This window comes from Shewanella sp. 6_MG-2023 (assembly GCF_030547195.1).
GTDB lineage: Bacteria > Pseudomonadota > Gammaproteobacteria > Enterobacterales > Shewanellaceae > Shewanella.
On record NZ_JAUOQU010000021.1, the window covers coordinates 69,506 to 91,534 of the forward strand.

Genomic DNA, 22,029 nt, shown 5'->3' on the forward strand with positions numbered 1-22,029 from the left:
AATGCCGACAACTCCCGATCAGAAATCAGCGCATGTTTTACTTAAACAGCCAAAGGTTGCGATTAACATAATAACCATTATTAGGAGAAATCAGGTGGCCTCTACCTCATTTTACGACCGCATAAATCAACAACTTGTCGATGTTAAAGCTGAAGGCTTATACAAGAGTGAACGTGTCATTGCGTCTGCCCAGCAAACCTCTATCAATGTAAATAGCGAAGAAGTGATTAACTTCTGTGCTAATAACTACTTAGGCTTGGCAAATCACCCTGAATTAATTAATGCTGCTAAGAATGGTTTATCAAGCCACGGCTTTGGTATGGCATCGGTTCGTTTTATTTGTGGCACCCAAGATATTCATAAGCAATTAGAAAATAGCTTAAGTGAATTTTTAGGAATGGAAGATACCATTCTTTACTCTTCATGTTTTGATGCCAATGCGGGTTTATTTGAAACTCTGCTAGATGCGAACGACGCTATCGTCTCTGATGCGCTAAACCATGCCTCTATTATTGATGGTGTGCGTTTATGTAAAGCTAAGCGTTTCCGTTATGCCAACAACGATATGGCCGATCTTGAAACCCAGCTGATTGCCGCGCAAGCTGCGGGCGCACGAAACATTCTTATCGCCACTGATGGCGTGTTCTCAATGGATGGTGTGATTGCCAACTTACAAGGTGTGTGTGATTTAGCCGATAAATACGATGCACTCGTCATGGTTGATGACTCTCACGCTGTGGGTTTTGTTGGTGAAAATGGCCGTGGCACCCACGAGTTTTGCCAAGTAATGGATCGCGTCGATATTATTACCGGTACTTTAGGTAAAGCCTTAGGCGGCGCTTCAGGTGGTTTCACTTCTGCTAAAAAAGAAGTGGTTGACTGGTTACGTCAGCGCTCTCGCCCTTACTTATTTTCAAACTCTTTAGCGCCTTCAATCGTGAGTGCATCAATCCATGTGTTAGAAATGCTAAAAACGGGTCACGATTTACGTGAAGCCGTATGGGAAAACAGCCGTTACTTCCGTGAAAAAATGACAGCAGCAGGCTTTACTTTAGCAGGTGCTGATCACGCCATTATCCCGGTAATGATTGGTGATGCTAAATTGGCAGGTGATTTTTCAAACCGCCTACTCGCTGAAAACATCTACGTGGTTGGTTTCTCATTCCCGGTGGTGCCAAAAGGCCAAGCCCGCATTCGCACCCAAATGTCAGCGGCGCACACTAAAGCGCAAATTGATAAAGCAATCGAAGCCTTTACCCGTATTGGTAAAGAAATGGGCATTATTTAGGACTCACTACACATGAAAGCACTAAGTAAATTAAAGCCTGAACAAGGCATTTGGATGGTTGATGCGCCTAAGCCAACAATGGGCCATAACGATCTATTAATTAAAATCCGTAAAACCGCCATTTGTGGTACCGATGTACATATCTACAACTGGGACGAATGGTCACAAAATACCATTCCTGTGCCTATGGTTGTTGGACACGAATATGTCGGTGAAGTGGTCGATATGGGTCAAGAAGTTCGCGGCTTTACTGTTGGCGATCGCGTTTCTGGTGAAGGCCATATTACCTGTGGCCATTGCCGCAACTGTCGCGGTGGTCGCACGCATTTATGCCGTAACACTTCAGGTGTCGGGGTAAACCGTGAAGGTGCCTTTGCTGAGTACTTAGTGATCCCTGCATTTAATGCCTTTAAAATCCCTAACGATATTTCAGATGACCTCGCATCTATCTTTGATCCATTTGGTAATGCAGTACACACCGCATTATCGTTTGATGTGGTCGGTGAAGATGTGCTAATTACCGGTGCAGGCCCTATCGGGATTATGGCAGCGGCAGTATGTAAGCACGTTGGCGCCCGCCATGTGGTTATCACTGATGTTAATGAGTACCGCCTTGATCTTGCTCGTAAAATGGGCGCGACTCGCGCAGTAAACGTTGCGAAAGAAGACTTAAAAGATGTAATGATTGAGTTAGGCATGACTGAAGGTTTTGATGTTGGCTTGGAAATGTCAGGCGTACCATCGGCATTTCATTCAATGCTCGATACCATGAATCACGGCGGCAAAATTGCCATGCTAGGTATTCCTGGCGGTGAAATGGCCATTGATTGGAGTAAAGTCATCTTTAAAGGCTTAATCTTAAAAGGCATTTATGGACGCGAAATGTTTGAAACTTGGTATAAAATGGCCAGTTTGATTCAATCAGGGTTAGATTTGTCGCCAATTATCACCCATCATTTCAGTGTTGATGACTTCCAACAAGGCTTTGATGCAATGCGCTCTGGTCAATCAGGCAAAGTGATATTGAATTGGGATTAATCGCCATATAGCGGATTTATTCTCATCTAAAAAGGGGTTGTATACGTACAATCCCTTGTCACATACTAAAGGCTCTATTGTCGTTTTTACTATCGTCATTTTTTAAAGGATTAACCATGTCAGCGTTTAAGCATTTATCGATTAACGAACTCATTCACATGCAAGAAGATGCCAGTGATGTGCAAATCGTCGATATACGCGATGCCGCCAGCTTTGCCGCAGGTAACATTAAAAATTCAGTGCATCTTACCAATGAAAACATCGCCCACTTTATGGCCGATGCCGATATGGATAAGCCATTAGTCGTGGTGTGCTATCACGGCGTGAGCAGTCAAGGCGCTGCGGGTTACCTTATTGAACAAGGTTTCGATGATGTTTATAGTCTTGATGGTGGATACACAGCTTGGAGTTTAGCTCACGTATGATAGAAATCGGCCAATTACCTAACGCTCGCGCAGCACAGGCATTCATAGACTATTTAAAAGGTCTTGATATTGAATGCCATCCCGTTGTGATTGAAACCGAGGTATCTTTGGTCGTTGAGCAACCATCTCAGGCACAACAAGCCAAATACGAGTTTGAACAGTTTAGACAAACCCCATACCAGAAGAAGTATTTACAAGCCTCTTGGGATAATGGCACCACCCAAACCAAATTAGATTATGGCTCCTCCAGTTTAGGGCTTATCCAGCAGTTTATTACTGGCGCAGGGCCACTAACCCTGATTACCTTCTTTGTTTGTGTGCTGGTATACGCCGGCATGAACCTTGGCTTTGCCAATGGCATTTTTAGCCAGTTATCCTTTTTTGGCGCTGTGCCCCAAAGTGACATTAGCCAAATATGGCGAGTGTTTACCCCCAGCTTGATGCATTTTTCATTAATGCATATCGCCTTTAACTTATTATGGTGGTGGTATCTAGGTGGCAAGATTGAAACCAAACTCGGTAGCAAGCCACTGATCATATTACTTGTCGTTGCAGGTAGTTTACCCAGTATTGTGCAATACATGATGACAGGGCCTAACTTTGGCGGCTTATCAGGCGTGGTATACGCCGTTGTTGGCTACACCTGGATAATGGGGCAACGCCAACCCCAATCAGGTATTGGCATTCCCAACAGTTACATGGGCTTTATGCTTGTTTGGCTGGTACTGGGCTTTACCGATTTACTCGGTATGCCCATCGCCAATGGTGCTCATATCGGCGGATTATTGATTGGTTTGGCTCAAGGCGCTTTTGATAGCCGTAAATCAGCCGCTAAATAACCACTAACACATCCCCAGCACTTCTGTGACCAGCTTTTTAATACCCACATTAGCCTCAGCTATGGACGTCGCCAACATATAGGCTGGGGTGGTTACCAGCCGATTTTGCTTATCAATAACGATATCAGCGCAAGTACTCTCTAAATGCTCACCACCCATTTCATTAAACGCCTGTGCGGTACCACTGTCATTACCAATGGTGCCTTGGGGGGCGTTATTAAAAATTCGCGGCAACATAATGGGTGCGATACACATAAAGCCCATTGGTTTGTTGGCGAGCACAAACTCTTGAATAAAACTTTCCACCTGTGGCTGCAGCACGCAATCACTACCTGCAACGGCAAAATCACACAAGTTTTTAGCAGCGCCAAAACCACCCGGGACAATTAAGCCATCAAATTGATCAATATTTAGCGCATTAATATCACTGATTTCACCACGGGCAATGCGCGCCGACTCCTCTAATACATTTCGCTGCGCATCCACATCAACTTCTCCGGTTAAATGATTGACTACATGCAATTGATTAATATTTGGCGCAAAACAATGATAGCTCGCCCCTGCCTGAGATAAAGCTAATAAGGTTAAAACCGACTCTTGAATTTCTGCGCCGTCAAACACCCCATTTCCACTGAGTAAAACCGCAATATTTTTCATTACTGATCCCTTGCCATTGTATTAATTTAACCTTTTTCCAACAAATCTATTGATCTGTTCAAAAAACATGCTACCTTAGATTTCCTCAAATCTCCTCATGGTTTAAAACTGAACTAAGAATTCAGTTAATTCAAGGAAGAATATTAAAAAGTCCACAAATTGGGAATATATTTTAAAACTATAATTCAACTCACAAAAATTATATTTACTACAACAAATCAAAGGCTTAACTGTTTTACTTCCTGTCGTAGTTAAAACACACCTAAATGATTAATTAATTCACTCACAGACTTATCCACAGCCTGGGATAAAATTTGCCGTGGCCGAAAAGCCCTGTATGTGGCATTCTAGAGCCATCTCAGAATACTGAATATGAAGCCAAACTATGCCAACAATCCCCAATAACCCACTCGTCCTTGTGGATGGTTCCTCTTACCTTTACCGTGCTTATTATGCCCCACCTCATTTAACTAATTCTAAAGGTGAAGCTACGGGTGCTGTTTATGGTGTAGTCAACATGCTACGCAGCTTAATGAGCCGCTATAATCCAAGTCATATTGCGGTAATTTTCGACGCTAAAGGCAAAACTTTCCGTAATGATATGTATAGCGAATACAAAGCTCAGCGCCCACCAATGCCTGATGATTTACGTACCCAAATTGCCCCATTGCATGCCATTATTAAAGCATTAGGCTTACCATTAATCAGTATTGAAGGTGTTGAAGCCGATGACGTTATTGGCACCATCGCGCTCAAAGCTAGTCAAGAAGGTCGAGCAACCTTAATCAGCACTGGTGATAAAGACATGGCGCAACTTGTAGATGAACATGTCACCTTAATTAACACCATGACCGATACCATTATGGGCCCAGAAGAAGTCACCGCTAAGTTTGGTGTCGGCCCAGAGTTGATCATCGACTTGCTCGCCATGATGGGCGATAAAGCCGATAACATTCCAGGTCTGCCCGGTGTTGGTGAAAAAACCGCATTAGCAATGCTAACGGGGGTTGGCGGCGTCGATAAACTTATCGCCAATCCTGAGAGCGTGTTAGATGTGACTTTCCGCGGCTCTAAAACCATGCCAAAGAAAATTGCCGAAAATAAAGACATGCTGCAGCTGTCATACGATCTTGCCACCATCAAAACCGATGTGGAGTGGGATAATGACTGGGATAAATTAGCCACCAAACCACAAAACCGCGATGAATTAGTTAAGCTTTATGGTGAAATGGAATTCAAGCGCTGGTTAGCAGAAGTATTGGATAATAAATCAGGCTTTAATACATCAAGCAAGTCTAACACCACAGAGGAAATCACGCCTGTCGCTGCGGCCATTGAAGTTGAATATGACACCATATTAACCGAAGCGCAGTTAACCCTTTGGATTGAAAAGCTATCAAAAGCTAAATTAATTGCCATCGACACCGAAACCACCAGCCTAAACTACATGGAAGCAAAGCTGGTCGGTATTTCATTTGCAATAGAAGCAGGTAAAGCGGCTTATTTGCCGTTAGCCCATGATTACTTAGACGCACCACAGCAACTTGCTATGGAGTACGCACTTGAGCAATTAAGACCGATTTTAGAAAATGACCAACTTGAAAAAGTCGGCCAAAACCTAAAATACGATATCAGTATCTTTGCCAATGCAGGCATCAGCCTTAAAGGTGTTCGCTTTGATACCATGCTTGAGTCCTACGTGTTTAACTCTGTCGCCTCTCGTCATGATATGGACGGATTAGCCCTTAAGTATCTTGGTCATAAAAATATTAGCTTTGAAGAAATTGCCGGCAAAGGCGCAAAACAGTTAACCTTCAACCAAATTAATTTGGATGTAGCTGCGCCCTATGCAGCAGAAGATGCCGACATCACCCTGCGTTTACATCAGCACCTATGGCCAAGAATAGAGAAAGAGCCAACACTCAGCTCAGTATTTAATGAACTTGAATTACCGCTAATCCAAGTATTATCAAATATCGAACGTCAAGGCGTACTCATTGACAGCATGCTGCTCAGTCAACAAAGTGATGAACTTGCACAGAAGATTGACGATCTTGAAACTAAGGCTTATGACATCGCCGGTGAGAAGTTTAACCTCGGCTCTCCAAAGCAATTACAGGCATTATTTTTTGATAAACTTGGCTATCCGGTCATCAAAAAGACCCCAAAAGGTGCCCCGTCAACCGCAGAAGATGTACTGGTTGAATTAGCCCTAGATTACCCGCTTCCTAAAATTATTTTGCAGCACCGCAGTCTGTCAAAATTAAAGAGCACCTATACCGACAAATTGCCATTAATGGTTAATCCGGTTACCGGGCGCGTGCATACCAGCTATCATCAAGCCAATGCCGCCACAGGACGTTTATCATCAAGCGAGCCAAACCTGCAAAATATCCCTATCAGAACCGAAGAAGGTCGCCGCATTAGGCAAGCTTTTATCGCCGCTGAAGGCCGTAAAGTATTGGCTGCCGATTACTCGCAAATTGAATTACGCATCATGGCGCATCTTTCACAAGATAAAGGCTTATTGACAGCATTTGCTGAAAATAAAGATATTCATAAAGCCACCGCAGCAGAAGTATTTGGGGTGCATTTTGAAGAAGTGACTACCGAGCAACGCCGCCGAGCTAAAGCGGTTAACTTCGGTTTAATCTATGGCATGTCAGCGTTTGGCTTGGCCAAGCAGCTAGATATCCCACGTAAAGAAGCTCAAACCTACATTGATACTTACTTCGCCCGCTATCCTGGCGTATTGAAGTACATGGAAGACACCCGCGCGTTAGCCGCTGATGTTGGCTATGTCGAAACCCTTTACGGCAGACGACTGTACTTACCTGATATTAAAGACAGAAACGCCATGCGCCGTCAGGCGGCTGAGCGCGCAGCGATTAATGCGCCAATGCAAGGCACTGCCGCTGATATCATCAAAAAAGCGATGATAAAGATCGCCGCTTGGATTGAGAACGACACTCAAGGTGAGATCACCATGATGATGCAGGTGCACGATGAATTGGTTTTCGAAGTGGATGCAGATAAAGCAGAAGCCTTGAAGAGCAAGGTCTGTGAACTGATGGCCGAAGCGGCCTCCATTGATGTGATGCTATTAGCTGAAGCAGGACTTGGAAACAATTGGGATGAGGCGCACTAGGGTTTAACGACTCACATATACACCTAAACAGATGATGAAACGGATGCGGCTAAACAGATAGTCATTGCCGAATACAAAATACCTGTAATGAAAAATTTACAGGTATTTTTTTACCTGCTTGTTTACCACTTAGTCTTTTGCACAAAAAACGCTGATAAACCCAGCATAAATTGTGTTGCTGCTCACAATATTGTTCATTTTAACGAAAAACAGTTTTTCATTTAAAGGCTAATACCGTATTATCTTCGCTGTAGGGTACAGAGGTTAAGATGTTCCATCTTTCAGACCTTTTTATTTCACTAGAAATAGTGACAAGCCGAATTATGGCGCTCCAGCATCTATATATGCTGGAGCTTTTTTTTGCCCAAAATAAATTTTAGAGCAAATACTTTAACTACATTTAAGAAACAGGTATTATGAGCTTATTGAGCGTCATCAATGAGTAGATGGCACTTGAGTCTTGTTGAATTTAGCTTCTCCCCAAAAGAGCTAATTTTTTTAACCGATAGCTATTTAGTTATCGGTTTTTTTTTGCCATTATTCGAAACTCGACTTTTAAATGCAAAAAAGGCTACTAAGTACAAAGTCTTAATAGCCTTTTTAAACTGAAGCAAGAATTAGTTATTCTTATTCAGCCTGCTCTTGCTCCGCTTCAGTGAGCCAGCTTGGGTTACACCACTCATTTAAAATGCCTAGCACTTTAGGTTTACCAGTCCCTTTAGTAGAAGAGAAAGGTTCAACTTTAACCCAATCCCCATACTCAGCTAACTCTTTACGCACCGCATTAACTGTCTTCATTTTGACGTTTTGCGCGAGCTTATCAGACTTAGTAAGCAAAGCTAACACTGGGATTTCACTCAGCACAGCCCACTCAATCATTTGCAAATCGAGATCTTTAAGCGGATGGCGAATATCCATTAACACCACAACACCGCTTAAACAGGCGCGCTCTTGTAAATATTCACCTAAAGCTTTTTGCCATTTATTTTTTAATGCTAAAGGCACCTTAGCAAAACCATAGCCAGGCAAATCAACTAGACGACGGTTTTCTTCAAGTTCAAAAACATTAATAAGTTGAGTACGACCGGGGGTTTTACTGGTTCTTGCTAAGCCTTTTTGATCCGTTAATGCATTCAAGGCGCTTGACTTACCTGCATTAGAGCGGCCAGCAAACGCTATTTCTACTCCGGCATCACCAGGTAAGTACTCATTTAAGTGTGCAATGTCTGGCGCACTAATTAAAAACTTGGTTTTTCGAAAATCTATACGCGTTTCTGACACGATTTACTCCAATAATTTTTAGGTAATACCTTAATTATGTAAGATTTGCTTACTTTTCCACATTTTCGTGTAAAATATTACCCGGATCACAGTTTGTAGATTTTACCACGCTTGCAGGTCACCCTAGTAAGCTCAGGACAATAAATTAAACAAGAAGTTGGAACGCCATGAAAAAGTTAGCTCTTGCGCTGTCTGTATTTGCCGCTATATCAACCCCTGCAATCGCTGAAGGTAATGTGGAAGCGGGTAAAACTAAATCAGTTATGTGTTCAGCCTGTCACGGTGTTGACGGTAACAGCATTGCTCCTATTTGGCCTAAACTGGCCGGACAGCACGCATCTTATCTAGAAAAGCAATTACATGATTTCCAAGCGGCGGCTAAAAGCGGCGGCAAAGAAGGTCGTAATGATCCTACCATGATAGGCATGTCAATATCCTTATCTGAACAAGATATTAAGGATGTTTCTGCATATTATGCTAGCCAAACATTAAATGTAGCCGATGTGGCGAGTATTCCTGCTGAAGGCGAAGCCCTTTATAAAGGCGGCGATATGGATCGTGGTATCACTTCATGCATGGCATGTCATGGACCAGATGGTAAAGGCGCAGAGCTTGCAGGCTTCCCATCAATTGGTGGTCAACATGCTGATTATGTCAAAATCCAGCTAAATAAATTCCGCGATACAAATCGTAACAACGATCTCAATGGCATGATGCAAGATGTTGCTAAAAAGCTAACTGACAGTGATATCCAAGCATTATCTCAATATATTTCAAGCCTTAAGTAAATTTTACTGCTCGCGCTGACAACGACAAAAAGGGTGACAATTCACCCTTTTTTATAACCTCAAGTTTACGTTTACGTAAACTTGAGGCTATTGAGGCTTGACAGAGATCGCTCTTTTAGGGTTAAATAGCCCCGTACCGAAATGAACCCAACTGTCAGAACAAAAATATCAATTCTATCTCACAGATTTCGGCTACGTTTACATTTAAGATATAAGAATAATATTTACCAATAACAATAATATAAATAAGACCACTCACTAAAAATAATAAGAGTAGTGATTTCAGCTTGAAGTCCAGGTCATATAGAATTTGTAAGGATTAGACCGAATGGTCGACACGCTTAAATAGCACTCCCTTACGCAACAGAGATAAAACCCCATAAGGACACTACTTTAAGGATTAAAGTAGCGGCAAAGGAAGCTAATTGCTTAGGATGCACTTGCGGAGGCTTGATATCACTGGACGGTACTTTAAACATGGATTGTTTACTAATGTCATTGAAGACAACTAGGAAATTGATGTGTCATTGAAGACCATCTACGGAAGCTGTGGTCAGGACGGCAACAGGATTTAAATAAAGTGTCATTGAAGACCGATAACAACTAAAAAAGCATGGAAAGCGCTAAAAACAAGAAGGATACTGACCGGGATAGTCACATAGCAAGTACGGATACTTGGAATCAGAATATAGTGTGATAAGCACTGTTTTACGAGGTGGCAGTTTACTGCCACCTTTTTTTATTTCCGCTTTTTGTAATCACTTTCATAATCAACCTAAATCTGCTATTGATTGATATATATCTTTGTTTTTGTTCAGGTGCCTGCTTACTTCAATGATAAAATGTCCCTTGTGCCGTTATCGTGCTGAATTTTTTCTACAAGATAAAAAAAGAGCCTTTTACCGCTGCGATCAATGCGGCCTTGTTTTCGCTAACCCCCAATCCCACCTTATGCCGGCAGCGCAATTACAGCGTTATGGCCGAGCCAATAAAGCCAGCAAGCAAAAGCAACTAATTCAATTTATCAAACCCTTGCTGTCACAGATAAGCGCCCAGCAAAGTGGTTCATTGACAGGGCTCAATTTTGGCAGGGTGCTAGACAAAGCCAGCCTCGACAAAATTGAAAACGCGGGTCACCGCCTTTATCAGTACGACCCATTTGTTAAAGCCGATCAACAACTTTTCAATCAGCAATACGATTTCATTTGCTGCTATCGGGTACTAGAGCATTTCCAGCAACCAGGTAAAGAATGGCAATTACTGTCAAAATTGCTAAAACCTGGTGGATGGTTAGCAATAAGTACGTCTTTAATGACTGATTTAAATCACTTTTCTAAATGGCATTTCAAGAATAACCCCACTCACGTTAGCTTTTATCAGCAACAAACTTTCGAGTATTTGGCACAACACAGCGAATTTACGCTATTATTTGCAGCAAAAGAGCTCGTATTGATGCAAAAAACATCAAAGTCTGATATAAAGCGCATCCTTATTTAGTGCAAGGTGGATATGAATCCGTCTAGCCAAATTTTACAACCTAATGAGATCACCAATGGCTCGTAGTAAAAAATCGCGCAAGGGCGGCGAAAATGGCCCTAAACAAGCACCAAGAGTCAAAAAGTCTGAGCGCAAAGTCATCGGCGGCAAGAAGAATGATTCTGGTCGTAAATCAGGTAGCCGTCATAACGAAGCCCTGATTGAAAAAGAATCACCACATGTGAAAACGCAAAAAAATAATGACCCTCGTCATGGTAGCAAGAAGCCTGTTGCGTTATCGATTGCACCAGCTAAAGAAGCAACTGTTGCTGCTAGTGCAAAAGTGAAACAGCCTAAACTGACTGACGAGCAAAAATTATTAAAGCTTGAAGAAGATCCAAGGTTTAATGACTTGCTTGATTTGCTAGAAGAAGGCAAAGACTTAGCCGCTGACGATCAGAAATGGTTAGATAGCCAATTATCTAAAATTGAATCGCTGATGGAAAAATTAGGCATTTCGGATGCTGAAGAATTACCAGCACCAGCCGCTCCGAGTAAAAAAGCCGCTTCAGATGATGATTTATATGAGCGCTTTGAAACAGGCGCGGATGTATTAAAAGACTACCAGTCTTAATCATTACTACTTTTAAATGGCATATCTATTTCAGATATGCCATTTTTCTATTTATTCTAAACTAAGCCTTATTCAAGCCTAACATCACTTTAAGGATAAACTGTGTCTAGCATTGTTATTGTTGTCGCTGTCATCATTGTATTACTTTTAGCTTCTTACGCCGGATACTTGCTATTACAAGTCAAGAAACAACAACAGGCATCACTAGCAGCCAGTAAGCAGCGCACAATAGAAGCCAGAGCCAAAAAACAACAAGTATTAGATGATATCAAGTATATCGCAACAGCCATGTTAGAAGAGCGCTGTGAGCCTTCTGAAGGGGTAATGCGAATCGCTAAGTTATTTGATACCTTATCCATGTCTGAAGCAATGGCCGTTGAATTCCCGCATATCTTCGAGCATTACGCCTGTATTAAAGATCATCCCATAAAAGATGCACGCAGCGCTTTACCTAAACAGCAGCGAATGAAATTGGACTTAGCCAGAATGAAATCTGAAGCAAAGTTAGAACAAAGCTTGCTTGAAGACGCTAAGAAGTTGAAACAGTTTCATTTCATGCATTAATAACCGACAGTTTTTAACAAATCCCTTAGTTATAAGACAGATAACAGCCTCAACATGGATATTGAGGCTGTGAGCTATGCCACAAATCTACCTAAATGCTAACTTTTCCTGCAAAAATGCACCTAATTGCTAATGAGAAATTTCAAATTTACAACGTAGATCAAGGTTATTTGTTAAAGATACTTGCATACTTCGTACATTGCTAATTTACCCGGAGGACACGCCTTGAAGCAGCCCACACAAATAAGTTGGGATCAGTCAATGATCGAAAAGTATAACTACAGTGGTCCACGCTATACGTCGTATCCAACGGCTTTAGAATTTGACGATACTTTTACTGAGCAAAATCTACTTTCAGCGATTGAAACCAGTAAAAGTGACAAACTGTCTTTATACATCCACATCCCATTTTGTGCCAAACTTTGTTATTACTGCGGATGTAATAAAGTCATTACTCGTCATGCACATAAAGCTGACCAGTACATTGAATACCTTGCAAGTGAAATTGTTAAGCGTGCCCCGTTATTCAAAAATTACACTGTGACCCAAATGCATTGGGGTGGCGGTACACCTACATTCTTAAACCCAGAGCAAATCTTAACCTTATCAAAGCTGATTAAAAGTCATTTTAATTTTGCTGATGTTGGCGAATTCTCTATTGAAGTAGACCCTCGTGAAATCGAATTAACCATGCTTGATACATTAAAAGAAGCTGGCTTTAACCGTATTTCTATTGGTGTACAAGATTTCAATAAAAAGGTACAAGTTGCCGTAAACCGCGAACAAGATGAGCAGTTTATTTTTGACTTAATGGCTAAAGCAAAAGACATGGGCTTTGTATCGACCAACGCAGATTTAATCTATGGTCTACCGCACCAAACCCCTGAAACCTTTGCAGAAACCATTAAGCGTGTGATTGAGTTATCACCGGATCGTTTGTCTATCTTTAACTATGCGCACTTACCATCTCGTTTTGCCGCTCAGCGTAAGATTAAAGATGAAGATATGGCTTCGCCACAGCAAAAGCTAGATATGTTGCATCAAACCATTGAATCATTAACCGGTGCAGGTTATCAGTTCATTGGTATGGATCACTTCGCTAAGCCAGATGATGAGCTTTCAAAGCTTCAAAATGCCGGTAAGCTTCATCGTAACTTCCAAGGTTATACCACTCAGGAAGAATGTGACCTATTAGGTTTAGGTGTGTCTTCAATTAGCCAAATTGGCGATTGTTATGCCCAAAACCAAAAAGATATCCGTCCATACTACGAGTCGATTGACGAAAAAGGTCACGCATTATGGAAAGGCTGTAGCTTAAATCGTGACGATGAAATTCGTCGTGTAGTGATTAAACAAATGATTTGTCACTTCGACCTCGATTTAGCCAAAATTGAACAGCAATTTGATATTAATTTTGAAGAGTACTTTGTTGAAGATTTAAAACTGCTACAAACCTTCATTGATGATAAATTAGTTGATATCACAGACCGTAAGCTTACCATTAGCCCTACCGGTCGTCTGTTGATCCGCAATATCTGTATGTGTTTTGACGTTTACTATCGTCAAAAAGCACGTCAGCAACAGTTCTCGCGAGTGATTTAGTTTTTACTATCACGCAATAAAAAACCGCTGATTATCAGCGGTTTTTTTATGTTTATTTTCAGCTAAACAGGTAGGAGCTAACTATAACTTTGACGCGTATAGCGCCTTGCGTTCACTGCCTGATAAAAAGGCCATTTCAACACCATTACGTTGCACTTGCATCAGCTGAGCATCAGTTAAACCCAGTTCTGACTTAGCGATACGATATTCATGCTTGATATCAATCGCGCTCACACCAGGATCATCGGTATTAAGACCAATTAATACTCCAGCATCCAGAAACTGAGTAAATGGATGAGCATCATAATCAGCCACAGTTGAAGTATGTAAATTACTTGTCGGGCATGACTCGATTCCAATAGAGTGCTTAACTAAATATTCCATCAACTTAGGGTCGTGGATAGCATTTACACCATGGCCAATTCGAGTAGCACCCAACTCTTGAATTGCTTGCCACATGCTCTCGCTACCGGCCGCCTCACCGGCGTGGGCTGTGATCTGTAAGCCAGCATCTCTCACTCGCTTAAAGTGTTCATTGAATAGCTCACCAGGGAAACCTAGTTCATCGCCAGCTAGATCCATTGCCACCAAGCTATCTCGATGCGCTAACAAGCCATCAAGCTCTAAGCGGCATTTCTCTTGTCCAAATGAGCGCGACAAAATGCCGATTAAGTTAACCTTAACATCATAATCTTTCATGCCAGCTTTGACGCCATCAATAACGGCCTCAACCACGCCTTCAATCGGTAAGTTATGACTCATTGCCATGTAATATGGGCTAAAACGCAGTTCAGTGTAATCAAGCCCTGATACTGCCGCGTCTTCAACATTTTCATATGCTACGCGTTTTACAGCATCTAGATCAGCTAATACGCCCACCATCCAATCCAGCTTAGTCAGGAATGCCACTAAACTATTTTCTTTGCCTTGAATTTGAACAAAGGGAGCCAACTCTGCAATTGAGTTAGCAGGCAGTTGAATACCATGCTGATGGCCAAGCTCCCAAATCGTTTTGACCCGCACGTTGCCGTCTAAATGACGATGCAAATCAACCAGCGGAATGGATGTATTGATCATTTTTGCCCCCTATTAAATTTTTGAGCTAAATGTGTTTTTTATTTTATGAACACCCAGCAAGCAAAGTTTAACACGCATAGACAAAAAAACGACCTTAGCAGCAACTAAATTATGCAATCAGTAACAATTATGTCGATGAATTTCACTAGCGAGCATATGATTGAATTGCTATGTTGTGGCTTAGTTAGCTAAATTTGTTATTTACCAACGTTTAAAGGAATTTCCCATGCGAAAGCTCATACTGCCAGCATTAATCATGCTTGCCATATCTGGCTGTAAAATGACTTCAGGTTCTAAAGCTCAATATTATTTAGGCGTTCCCGAAAAAACTGAAACCCCAACTCAGGTAAAAGAAACGGCTACAGCGGCAGTAGTAGAAAATATGAGCCTGAAATCAATTATTGATAACGCTTGGCAAGTAGACTTGGATTACTCGCCGACATTGGCCTATTCATTAGGCGATAAGTCAAAGGCCGATAAATTAGCTGATTTATCACCAGAATCCTTAGCCCAAAAGAATCTACGTCAGAAAAAGCTACTGGCATCATTAAAGCAAATTGATCCGGTCACCCTGTCAAAAACCGACAAAATTAATGCACAGTTATTAGCGTACCAACTGCAAAACAGTGTTGATATGTACAACTTTAAAGATCATTACTTACCGATAACGGCCGAAAGTGGTTTTCATGCTTACATCGCCTCAATCGCTAATGGGCGCTTTAATAGCGTTGAAGATTATCAAGATTATTTAGCAAAACTTAATGCCTTACCCACTTATTTTGCCCAGCAAACATTTTGGCTAAAACAGGGCTTAAGCAGTGGTATTACCCCAGCAAAAGTAACCTTAACCGGTTTTGAGCAAAGTATTAGTGCCTATATTGTCCCTGTTGAAGACAGCGGTTATTACAAACCCTTCACTCAATTTCCCGATCACTTTAGCGAGTCTGAAAAACGGCAATTAACCCAGCAAGGTCGAGATACTGTTGAGCAAAAAGTGCTACCGCTGTATCAAGATTTTTTCGATTTTATGACTGAAGAATATATTCCTAATGCCCGTATTGCGATTGCCGCAAAAGAGCTACCTAATGGCGAGGCTTTTTACCAAAACCGCGTGGCCTATTACACCACCTTAGCCATGACAACCGATGAAGTTCATCAACTGGGTTTATCAGAGGTCGCCCGAATCAAAGCAGAAATGGAACAAGTCATCAAAGAGGTAAAATTTGAAGGCAGCTTTGCTGAATTTCTGCATTTCTTACGCACAGATCCACAGTTTTACCCAAAGACAGCTGAAGAGTTATTAAAAGAAGCTGCTTATATCGCTAAAAAAGCAGATGCTGCTTTGCCTAAACTTTTCGCCACCTTACCTAGAACCCCTTATGGCATTAAACCAGTACCGGCTGAAATCGCCCCTAAATACACTACGGGACGTTACTCTGGCTCAAACCGTGATGATGAGCCAGGCTACTACTGGGTCAATACATACGCCCTCGATAAACGTCCGCTATATGAAATGGAAGCATTAACCTTGCATGAAGCAGTACCTGGGCATCATTTACAGATCTCGCTAAATAAAGAGCTAACAGACTTACCCGACTTTAGACGCTTGAGTTATATCTCGGCATTTGGCGAAGGTTGGGGATTGTACTCAGAGTATCTAGGGTTAGAAGCGGGCTTTTACCAAGACCCATACAGTAATTTTGGCCGCTTAACCTATGAAATGTGGCGGGCAGCACGTCTTGTGGTCGATACTGGTATGCACGCAAAAGGCTGGAGCCGTGAGCAGGCCATAGAGTTTATGGCCAGTAACACCGCATTATCACTACACAATGTCACCACCGAAATTGACCGTTATATTTCGTGGCCAGGACAAGCACTGTCATATAAAGTTGGTGAATTAACCATAAAGCGTTTACGTAACAAAGCTGAAGTTGCATTAGGTGAAGACTTTAACATCCGTTTATTTCATGATGCATTGCTAGAAAATGGTTCAGTTACCATGGCGATCCTAGAACAAATGGTTGACGAGTTCATTAGCGAGCAGCAACGAGCAAACTAATAATAGACACTCATTAGAGAGCTAAATTGCCATTTAGCTCTCTATAACCACCTTCCCCATCAGTATCACTGTTTGCTACACTGCCAAGGTTTACATCCAGCCAAACCCTAGTCCTATTTCTTAAAGCTTAAGGTGATCGATTTGTCTTTTTCGTCAGAGCAACAACTTAATAATGATGAGCAGCAACAATTTTGGCAAGCGGTAACGCAAGCCAAACTACGTCAAGACAATGCCGATATTGCCTATGCTTTTGTTCGAAATCCAACCACCAACAAAGCAATTGTCATCAGTAGTGGCAGGGTTGAATGCTATTTAAAATATAAAGAGCTGATGTTCAATATATATCAGCAAGGCTATAGCGTTTATATTCTCGATCATCGCGGTCAAGGCTTGTCATCACGCAGTCAAAAAAATAATCACCAGGGTCACATTGATAAATTTCAGACTTATATCGATGACTTTCATGTTTTTATCAAGCAAATTGTTCAGCCCCAAGCACATGATGCTCTATATCTTGTGGGCCACTCAATGGGGGGAACCATAGGTACTTTGTATATGGGCCAATACCCAAGCACATTTAATGCTGCGGTGTTTTCAGCCCCCATGTATGGCATCAACTTGCCAATGAATAAAGGCTTTATTCGCTCTTTAGCCAAGCTGCTAAATACTTATACTGCAGACAAAGAGCCCAACTATGTTATTGGTGGTAAAAACTATAATGCAACCAGCTTTGCTGACAATGAGCTAACCCATAGCCAAAATCGTTATCAAGCCTCTATCGCGCTGTTTGAGCAGAATCCACAAATTCAGTTAGGCTCGCCCACAAACAACTGGCTATTAGAAGCTATAACAGCAGCTGATAACGCAACCCAAGTGGCCGCAACGAGTATCAAGCCCATTCTTATTTTGCAAGCGACTGAAGACACCATTGTGGATAATGCAGCCCAAGATAGAGCGGAAAATAACTTATGCCAGCTACAAAGGATACACAGCAGTCGGCATGAGATATTTATGGAAGTAGATGAGGTACGTAACCAAGCACTGACAAGTATGTTCGCTTTTCTTGAGCAATACTAATTAGCAGCTATTAATAGCAATTATACTAGCGCCATTGATATTAGTGCCATTAACACTTTAGAAACCCTGATGACTGTCTGAAGTTTGGGAAGTCCAGTTAACTTATAACTTAAACTAACTAAATGGTACTTTCCAAACCACGCTCAGGTTAATTTCTGATTCTAATAAGTGTTTAATGTCTTGTTGGGATAGCGGCCTACTAATTACAAAGCCTTGAAACAAATTACTATTAAGATCGCTCAGTAAACTCAACTGCTGACGATCTTCAATGTGCTTTACTACGACAGGATAATTTAACTGTTTGGTCATATTAATAAGTGAGCGGAATATCTTTCGCGCCTCTTTTGAACTAACAATATCATTAATATAGCCAGTAGCCAGCTTAACCTGAGCAAAATGAATACCATTAAAGCGATGTAACGGACATAAACCTGATCCAAAATCATCGATAGCGACTCTGACACCGGCCCGCTGTAGTTTTAAAATTTTATTTTTTGCAGTGATAGGATTAATAGAAAAGATATCTTCCGACAACTCCAATTGGATTAAATTAAAATTAACGCCTCTTTCTGCAATCTTGTTAAGAATAACATCAACAAACATATCTTGATGAAAATGCCTAGAAGAGACATTAATTGAAAAGCACGGGCAATTTAAATTCGCAGCTTGTAAGCTCTTTATAAATAAGCAAACCTGACTTAACATCCATAATTCAAGTTCAAAAATCGTGTTAGAAAGCTCAGCAACTGGAATAAATTGCTTCGGGCGAATAAAACCTAACTGAGGATGATGCCAACGCATCAATACTTCAACACTTTCGGTATTGCCATGTATATCTACTACAGGCTGATAAACCAAGGATATCTGGCCAGCCTTAATCGCTAACTTTAAGTCCCGTTGTAATTTCAAGGGTTCATTGTGGCTAGCATCCAACAGTAAACTATGTAGCACACAGCTATTGGTCTTACTTTCAATAGCTTTGCATAAAGCTTTATCTGCACGAGAAAGTAACTGACTCGGTTCTAAAGATTCTTGGCCATCAAAAACCACCATTCCAATTTGAGTAAAAACTGAAACATCTTGTCCAGATATGCTGAAACTACGGCCAACCACTTGGCGAACTTCACTTGCTAACGCTAACGCACGTTTATTGGCATGCTCTAAATTATTACCTAAATTTTTTGCTGCAATAACAAATTCATCATCTCCCAGACGACTTAACAAACAGCTATTTGAAAAACTCCCAGCAAGCCTTGCTGAAATCTGCATAAGTAATCGATCAGTGAGTTGCTCACCTAACGCTTCATTTACTAACTTAATGTTGCTTAGATTAATGACTAGCAAGCTGCAATGTTGATTACTTTTACGCGCATAAGCTTGAAGATCAAACAATTCGTTAGCTAACGCTTCCCGATCAATAATATCTGACACCCCAACATGACTTTGCCTTTCTACAGTAATCTGTTGGTTTTCAAGTTCAGAAGAAACATCGTTTATCGAACCTATGACTCTTATTGGCTTACCCAGTTCATCCCACTGGATAATTTGACCTCTATCTAACACCCAAATGTAATCATTCGCCTTAGTTAGCATCCGATGAACACTTTCGTAATTGCGAGTTTTACCTTGCAGATAATTATTAAGTGCTGCTACCACTGCTTTTTTATCATCTGGATGTAACAAAGCTTCCCAGGCTTCATAGGAGCTAGCGATATCATCGGATTGATAACCTAATATTTCTTTCCAGTGATCTGATAAGAAGACGCCATTGGATATAGTATCCCAGTCCCAAATACCGTGTTGATCTGCATTAATAGAATATAACCAACGCTGCTCAGCATTAGTCAGTCGCTGATTGCTTTCAGCTAAATGTAGCCCTACTTGAACTAATGACTTATTGAGCCAATATAACTCATCGACAAAGGTAGTCACCTTAGTCGATCCCCCTTTAGCATTGACAATATTTTGCGCATTTTTAGTTAAAGTACTAATAGGCTTAATTAGTACCAAATATAACCCTAAGCAAAAAAGTAGCACAATTATGCCACCAATTGCCCAAATATAAATAAAGCGTTTTTGGAGACTGTCTGCAGCCTCAGCCATCAATGAGGAGATATTGTACTCAACATAAATCACATCTACCGCGCTAGAATAACTATATTTATCTGAGGCATTGATAGGATAATATGCTTGTATAGAGCCACGCTCTAAATTGGTTTGAATCAGTGGGCGTTTATTGCTTACCGCTTGTTGATGGATGTCATTGATGTAACCATCAATAACATTAGTAGCATTACTGTCACGCCATATGACATGATTAGCGAAGCGAATTTGGCTAGAAGCATCTAAAATGACATAAACCATCATATTGCTATCTATAGCAGTAAGAGAAACCTCTTGTTCAATTCTTGAAGTGTCTTGATTAGCTAACGCTGACTCAATGACATGCGTCATCCGATACAATTCTTTCTCAATGTGCTTAGATTCATTAGCCGCCAGTTGAGAATGCAACTCTTCTCTTTCATAGTAAAACTCCCCACTGACTAATAGAAAGAACAGGGCGCTTATAAAAAAAGGCACTAAGAATGATAGTGAAAATAAAGGTCGCTTTGACAAGGCTACACCGTTGATTGCTAATAAAATATTTGACGCATTAATAACATACTAAAGACGACAGAGATCAACAACAGCTAATCGTAAATATGCCATCAATAAACTTCAGCAACGTAAAAACTTCTGCACAGTAGCACCCTTGGCAAAACACACTTTGCTTGGCGCGACTTAGTGGACTAGCCTTACTATGATCTATTGTTCACTGACATAGCATTATTCAGTCCGTTAGCCCTAAAGATAACCCCTGCTTTTACATGGGTACTGCCCACACTTGCCTTAAGTAATAATATTCAGCAGCTAATGACTCAGCAATCAACATCAGGAATTGTTGTCTTTTACCCCAACTACGAAAAAAACCTGACTGTTAAGTCAGGGCTTTAACGACTCTCTTACGAGAGATATTAGGCGCTTGGCGATGATCTACTTTCACATGGGCATTCGCCCACACTCACCGCTCACGCTGATATGTTGCAGCTAATAACTCAAATTATCAGCATTAGGATTTATTCTTTTTGCCCCAATACGAAAAAAGCCCTGACTGTTAAGTCAGGGCTTTAACGACTCTCTTACGAGAGATATTAGGCGCTTGGCGATGATCTACTTTCACATGGGCATTCGTCCACACTCACCGCTCACGCTGATATGTTGCAGCTAATGACTCAAGTTATCAGCGTTAGGATTTATTCTTTTGCCCCAAAGACGAAAAAAGCCATGACTGTAAAATCAGGGCTTTATCGACTCTCTTACGAGAGATATTAGGCACTTGGGGTTGTTCAGCTGCGGATAAATATTTCGCGTTCCATGTCTGTATAAAGCGTTGCTTTATAACCACAGACATTACACCCTAGTTTCACATGGGCATTCGTCCACACTCACCGCTCACGCTGATATGTTGCAGCTAATGACTCAAGTTATCAGCGTTAGGATTTATTCTTTTTGCCCCAAACGAAAAAAGCCCTGACTGTTAAGTCAGGGCTTTATCGACTCTCTTACGAGAGATATTAGGCGCTTGGCGATGACCTACTTTCACATGGGGAGACCCCACACTATCATCGGCGCGATTGCGTTTCACTACTGAGTTCGGGATGGGATCAGGTGGTACCACAATGCTATTGTCACCAAGCAAATTCTTGCTTTATCTACCGCAAATGCAGTAAATAATAATTCGGAAAGCTGTTTGAGTTTCTTACTTTATCAAGTGCTTAAATTCTATCACTAAGTCTTTTGTAATAAATCTAGTTACCATCAACTCAGATAAAACTCATCTGGGTTGTATGGTTAAGCCTCACGAGTCATTAGTACAGGTTAGCTCAACGCCTCACAACGCTTACACACCCTGCCTATCAACGTCCTAGTCTCGAACGGCTCTTTAGAGGAATTAAATTCCTAGGGATGACTCATCTTAGGACTCGCTTCCCGCTTAGATGCTTTCAGCGGTTATCGATTCCGAACGTAGCTACCGG

At 41.4% G+C, this 22,029-nt stretch carries 16 protein-coding genes and 2 rRNA genes; 12 read left to right on the forward strand and 6 right to left on the reverse strand.

Translation table 11 applies throughout. From position 1 onward, the window contains the following. The first annotated feature begins 94 nt into the window (after positions 1-94). The 4 genes from Q4533_RS13265 to glpG all read left to right on the forward strand — a co-directional run bounded on the left by Q4533_RS13265 (position 95) and on the right by glpG (position 3,590). Positions 95-1,288, forward strand: a complete 1,194-nt coding sequence (locus Q4533_RS13265; protein WP_102475999.1) for a glycine C-acetyltransferase — start codon at positions 95-97, stop codon at positions 1,286-1,288. 12 nt (positions 1,289-1,300) lie between these two features. Next, on the forward strand, positions 1,301-2,326 hold the full coding sequence (gene tdh, locus Q4533_RS13270) for an L-threonine 3-dehydrogenase (protein WP_102435880.1): 1,026 nt from the start codon (positions 1,301-1,303) through the stop codon (positions 2,324-2,326). A gap of 116 nt (positions 2,327-2,442) precedes the next feature. Then, entirely contained in the window at positions 2,443-2,751 is a 309-nt protein-coding gene (glpE, locus tag Q4533_RS13275) for a thiosulfate sulfurtransferase GlpE (RefSeq protein ID WP_102435882.1), read from the forward strand. Then, positions 2,748-3,590, forward strand: coding sequence for a rhomboid family intramembrane serine protease GlpG (glpG, locus tag Q4533_RS13280; RefSeq protein WP_303502900.1), 843 nt, complete (start codon positions 2,748-2,750; stop codon positions 3,588-3,590). Before glpE ends, glpG begins: the two co-directional genes overlap by 4 nt. 3 nt (positions 3,591-3,593) lie before the next feature. Here glpG and elbB read toward each other — a convergent pair whose 3' ends face one another. Next, complete coding sequence (gene elbB / locus Q4533_RS13285; protein ID WP_102435885.1) at positions 3,594-4,247, reverse strand: isoprenoid biosynthesis glyoxalase ElbB; 654 nt, start codon at positions 4,245-4,247, stop codon at positions 3,594-3,596. A 385-nt stretch (positions 4,248-4,632) separates the two neighbouring features. Between elbB and polA the strand changes: the two genes are divergently transcribed. Continuing rightward, entirely contained in the window at positions 4,633-7,395 is a 2,763-nt protein-coding gene (gene polA / locus Q4533_RS13290; RefSeq protein ID WP_102435887.1) for a DNA polymerase I, read from the forward strand. Positions 7,396-8,022: 627 nt separating this feature from the next. Here the strand turns inward: polA and yihA are convergent. Beyond that, entirely contained in the window at positions 8,023-8,676 is a 654-nt protein-coding gene (gene yihA, locus Q4533_RS13295; RefSeq protein ID WP_303502901.1) for a ribosome biogenesis GTP-binding protein YihA/YsxC, read from the reverse strand. Positions 8,677-8,843: 167 nt separating this feature from the next. On the opposite strand from yihA, the gene Q4533_RS13300 reads away from it, so the two are divergent. The 5 genes from Q4533_RS13300 (at position 8,844) to hemN (ending at position 13,740) form a co-directional block, all read left to right on the forward strand. Next, the gene (locus Q4533_RS13300) at positions 8,844-9,464 is read left to right on the forward strand and encodes a cytochrome c (RefSeq protein WP_102435891.1); all 621 of its coding nucleotides are present in this window, start codon (positions 8,844-8,846) and stop codon (positions 9,462-9,464) included. Between the two features lie 834 nt (positions 9,465-10,298). After that, positions 10,299-10,961 carry a methyltransferase domain-containing protein gene (locus tag Q4533_RS13305; RefSeq protein WP_303502902.1) on the forward strand — a complete coding sequence of 221 codons (663 nt, stop codon included), beginning with the start codon at positions 10,299-10,301 and terminating at the stop codon, positions 10,959-10,961. A 55-nt stretch (positions 10,962-11,016) separates the two neighbouring features. Further along, positions 11,017-11,574: a Der GTPase-activating protein YihI gene (yihI, locus tag Q4533_RS13310; RefSeq protein ID WP_076542043.1), complete on the forward strand. Its 558-nt coding sequence runs from the start codon at positions 11,017-11,019 to the stop codon at positions 11,572-11,574. A gap of 102 nt (positions 11,575-11,676) precedes the next feature. Beyond that, positions 11,677-12,138 carry a DUF2489 domain-containing protein gene (locus tag Q4533_RS13315; protein ID WP_303502903.1) on the forward strand — a complete coding sequence of 154 codons (462 nt, stop codon included), beginning with the start codon at positions 11,677-11,679 and terminating at the stop codon, positions 12,136-12,138. 225 nt (positions 12,139-12,363) lie between these two features. Continuing rightward, positions 12,364-13,740, forward strand: coding sequence for an oxygen-independent coproporphyrinogen III oxidase (hemN, locus tag Q4533_RS13320; protein WP_076542040.1), 1,377 nt, complete (start codon positions 12,364-12,366; stop codon positions 13,738-13,740). A gap of 81 nt (positions 13,741-13,821) precedes the next feature. On the opposite strand, the gene add is transcribed toward hemN, so the two are convergent. Further along, positions 13,822-14,817 (reverse strand): adenosine deaminase, encoded by a 996-nt coding sequence (gene add, locus Q4533_RS13325; protein WP_102476005.1) that lies wholly within the window; start codon positions 14,815-14,817, stop codon positions 13,822-13,824. A gap of 226 nt (positions 14,818-15,043) precedes the next feature. On the opposite strand from add, the gene Q4533_RS13330 reads away from it, so the two are divergent. Together Q4533_RS13330 and Q4533_RS13335 are read left to right on the forward strand one after the other, a co-directional pair. Continuing rightward, complete coding sequence (locus Q4533_RS13330) at positions 15,044-16,876, forward strand: DUF885 family protein (RefSeq protein ID WP_303502904.1); 1,833 nt, start codon at positions 15,044-15,046, stop codon at positions 16,874-16,876. 132 nt (positions 16,877-17,008) lie between these two features. Beyond that, positions 17,009-17,953 (forward strand): alpha/beta fold hydrolase, encoded by a 945-nt coding sequence (locus Q4533_RS13335; RefSeq protein ID WP_102476006.1) that lies wholly within the window; start codon positions 17,009-17,011, stop codon positions 17,951-17,953. Between the two features lie 114 nt (positions 17,954-18,067). Here Q4533_RS13335 and Q4533_RS13340 read toward each other — a convergent pair whose 3' ends face one another. The 3 genes from Q4533_RS13340 to Q4533_RS13350 form a co-directional block, all read right to left on the reverse strand. Next, the gene (locus Q4533_RS13340; RefSeq protein WP_241904022.1) at positions 18,068-20,464 is read right to left on the reverse strand and encodes a bifunctional diguanylate cyclase/phosphodiesterase; all 2,397 of its coding nucleotides are present in this window, start codon (positions 20,462-20,464) and stop codon (positions 18,068-18,070) included. A gap of 1,109 nt (positions 20,465-21,573) precedes the next feature. Continuing rightward, positions 21,574-21,689 (reverse strand): 5S ribosomal RNA (gene rrf / locus Q4533_RS13345). Between the two features lie 151 nt (positions 21,690-21,840). After that, positions 21,841-22,029: ribosomal RNA gene (locus Q4533_RS13350) — 23S ribosomal RNA — on the reverse strand; the annotation flags it as partial.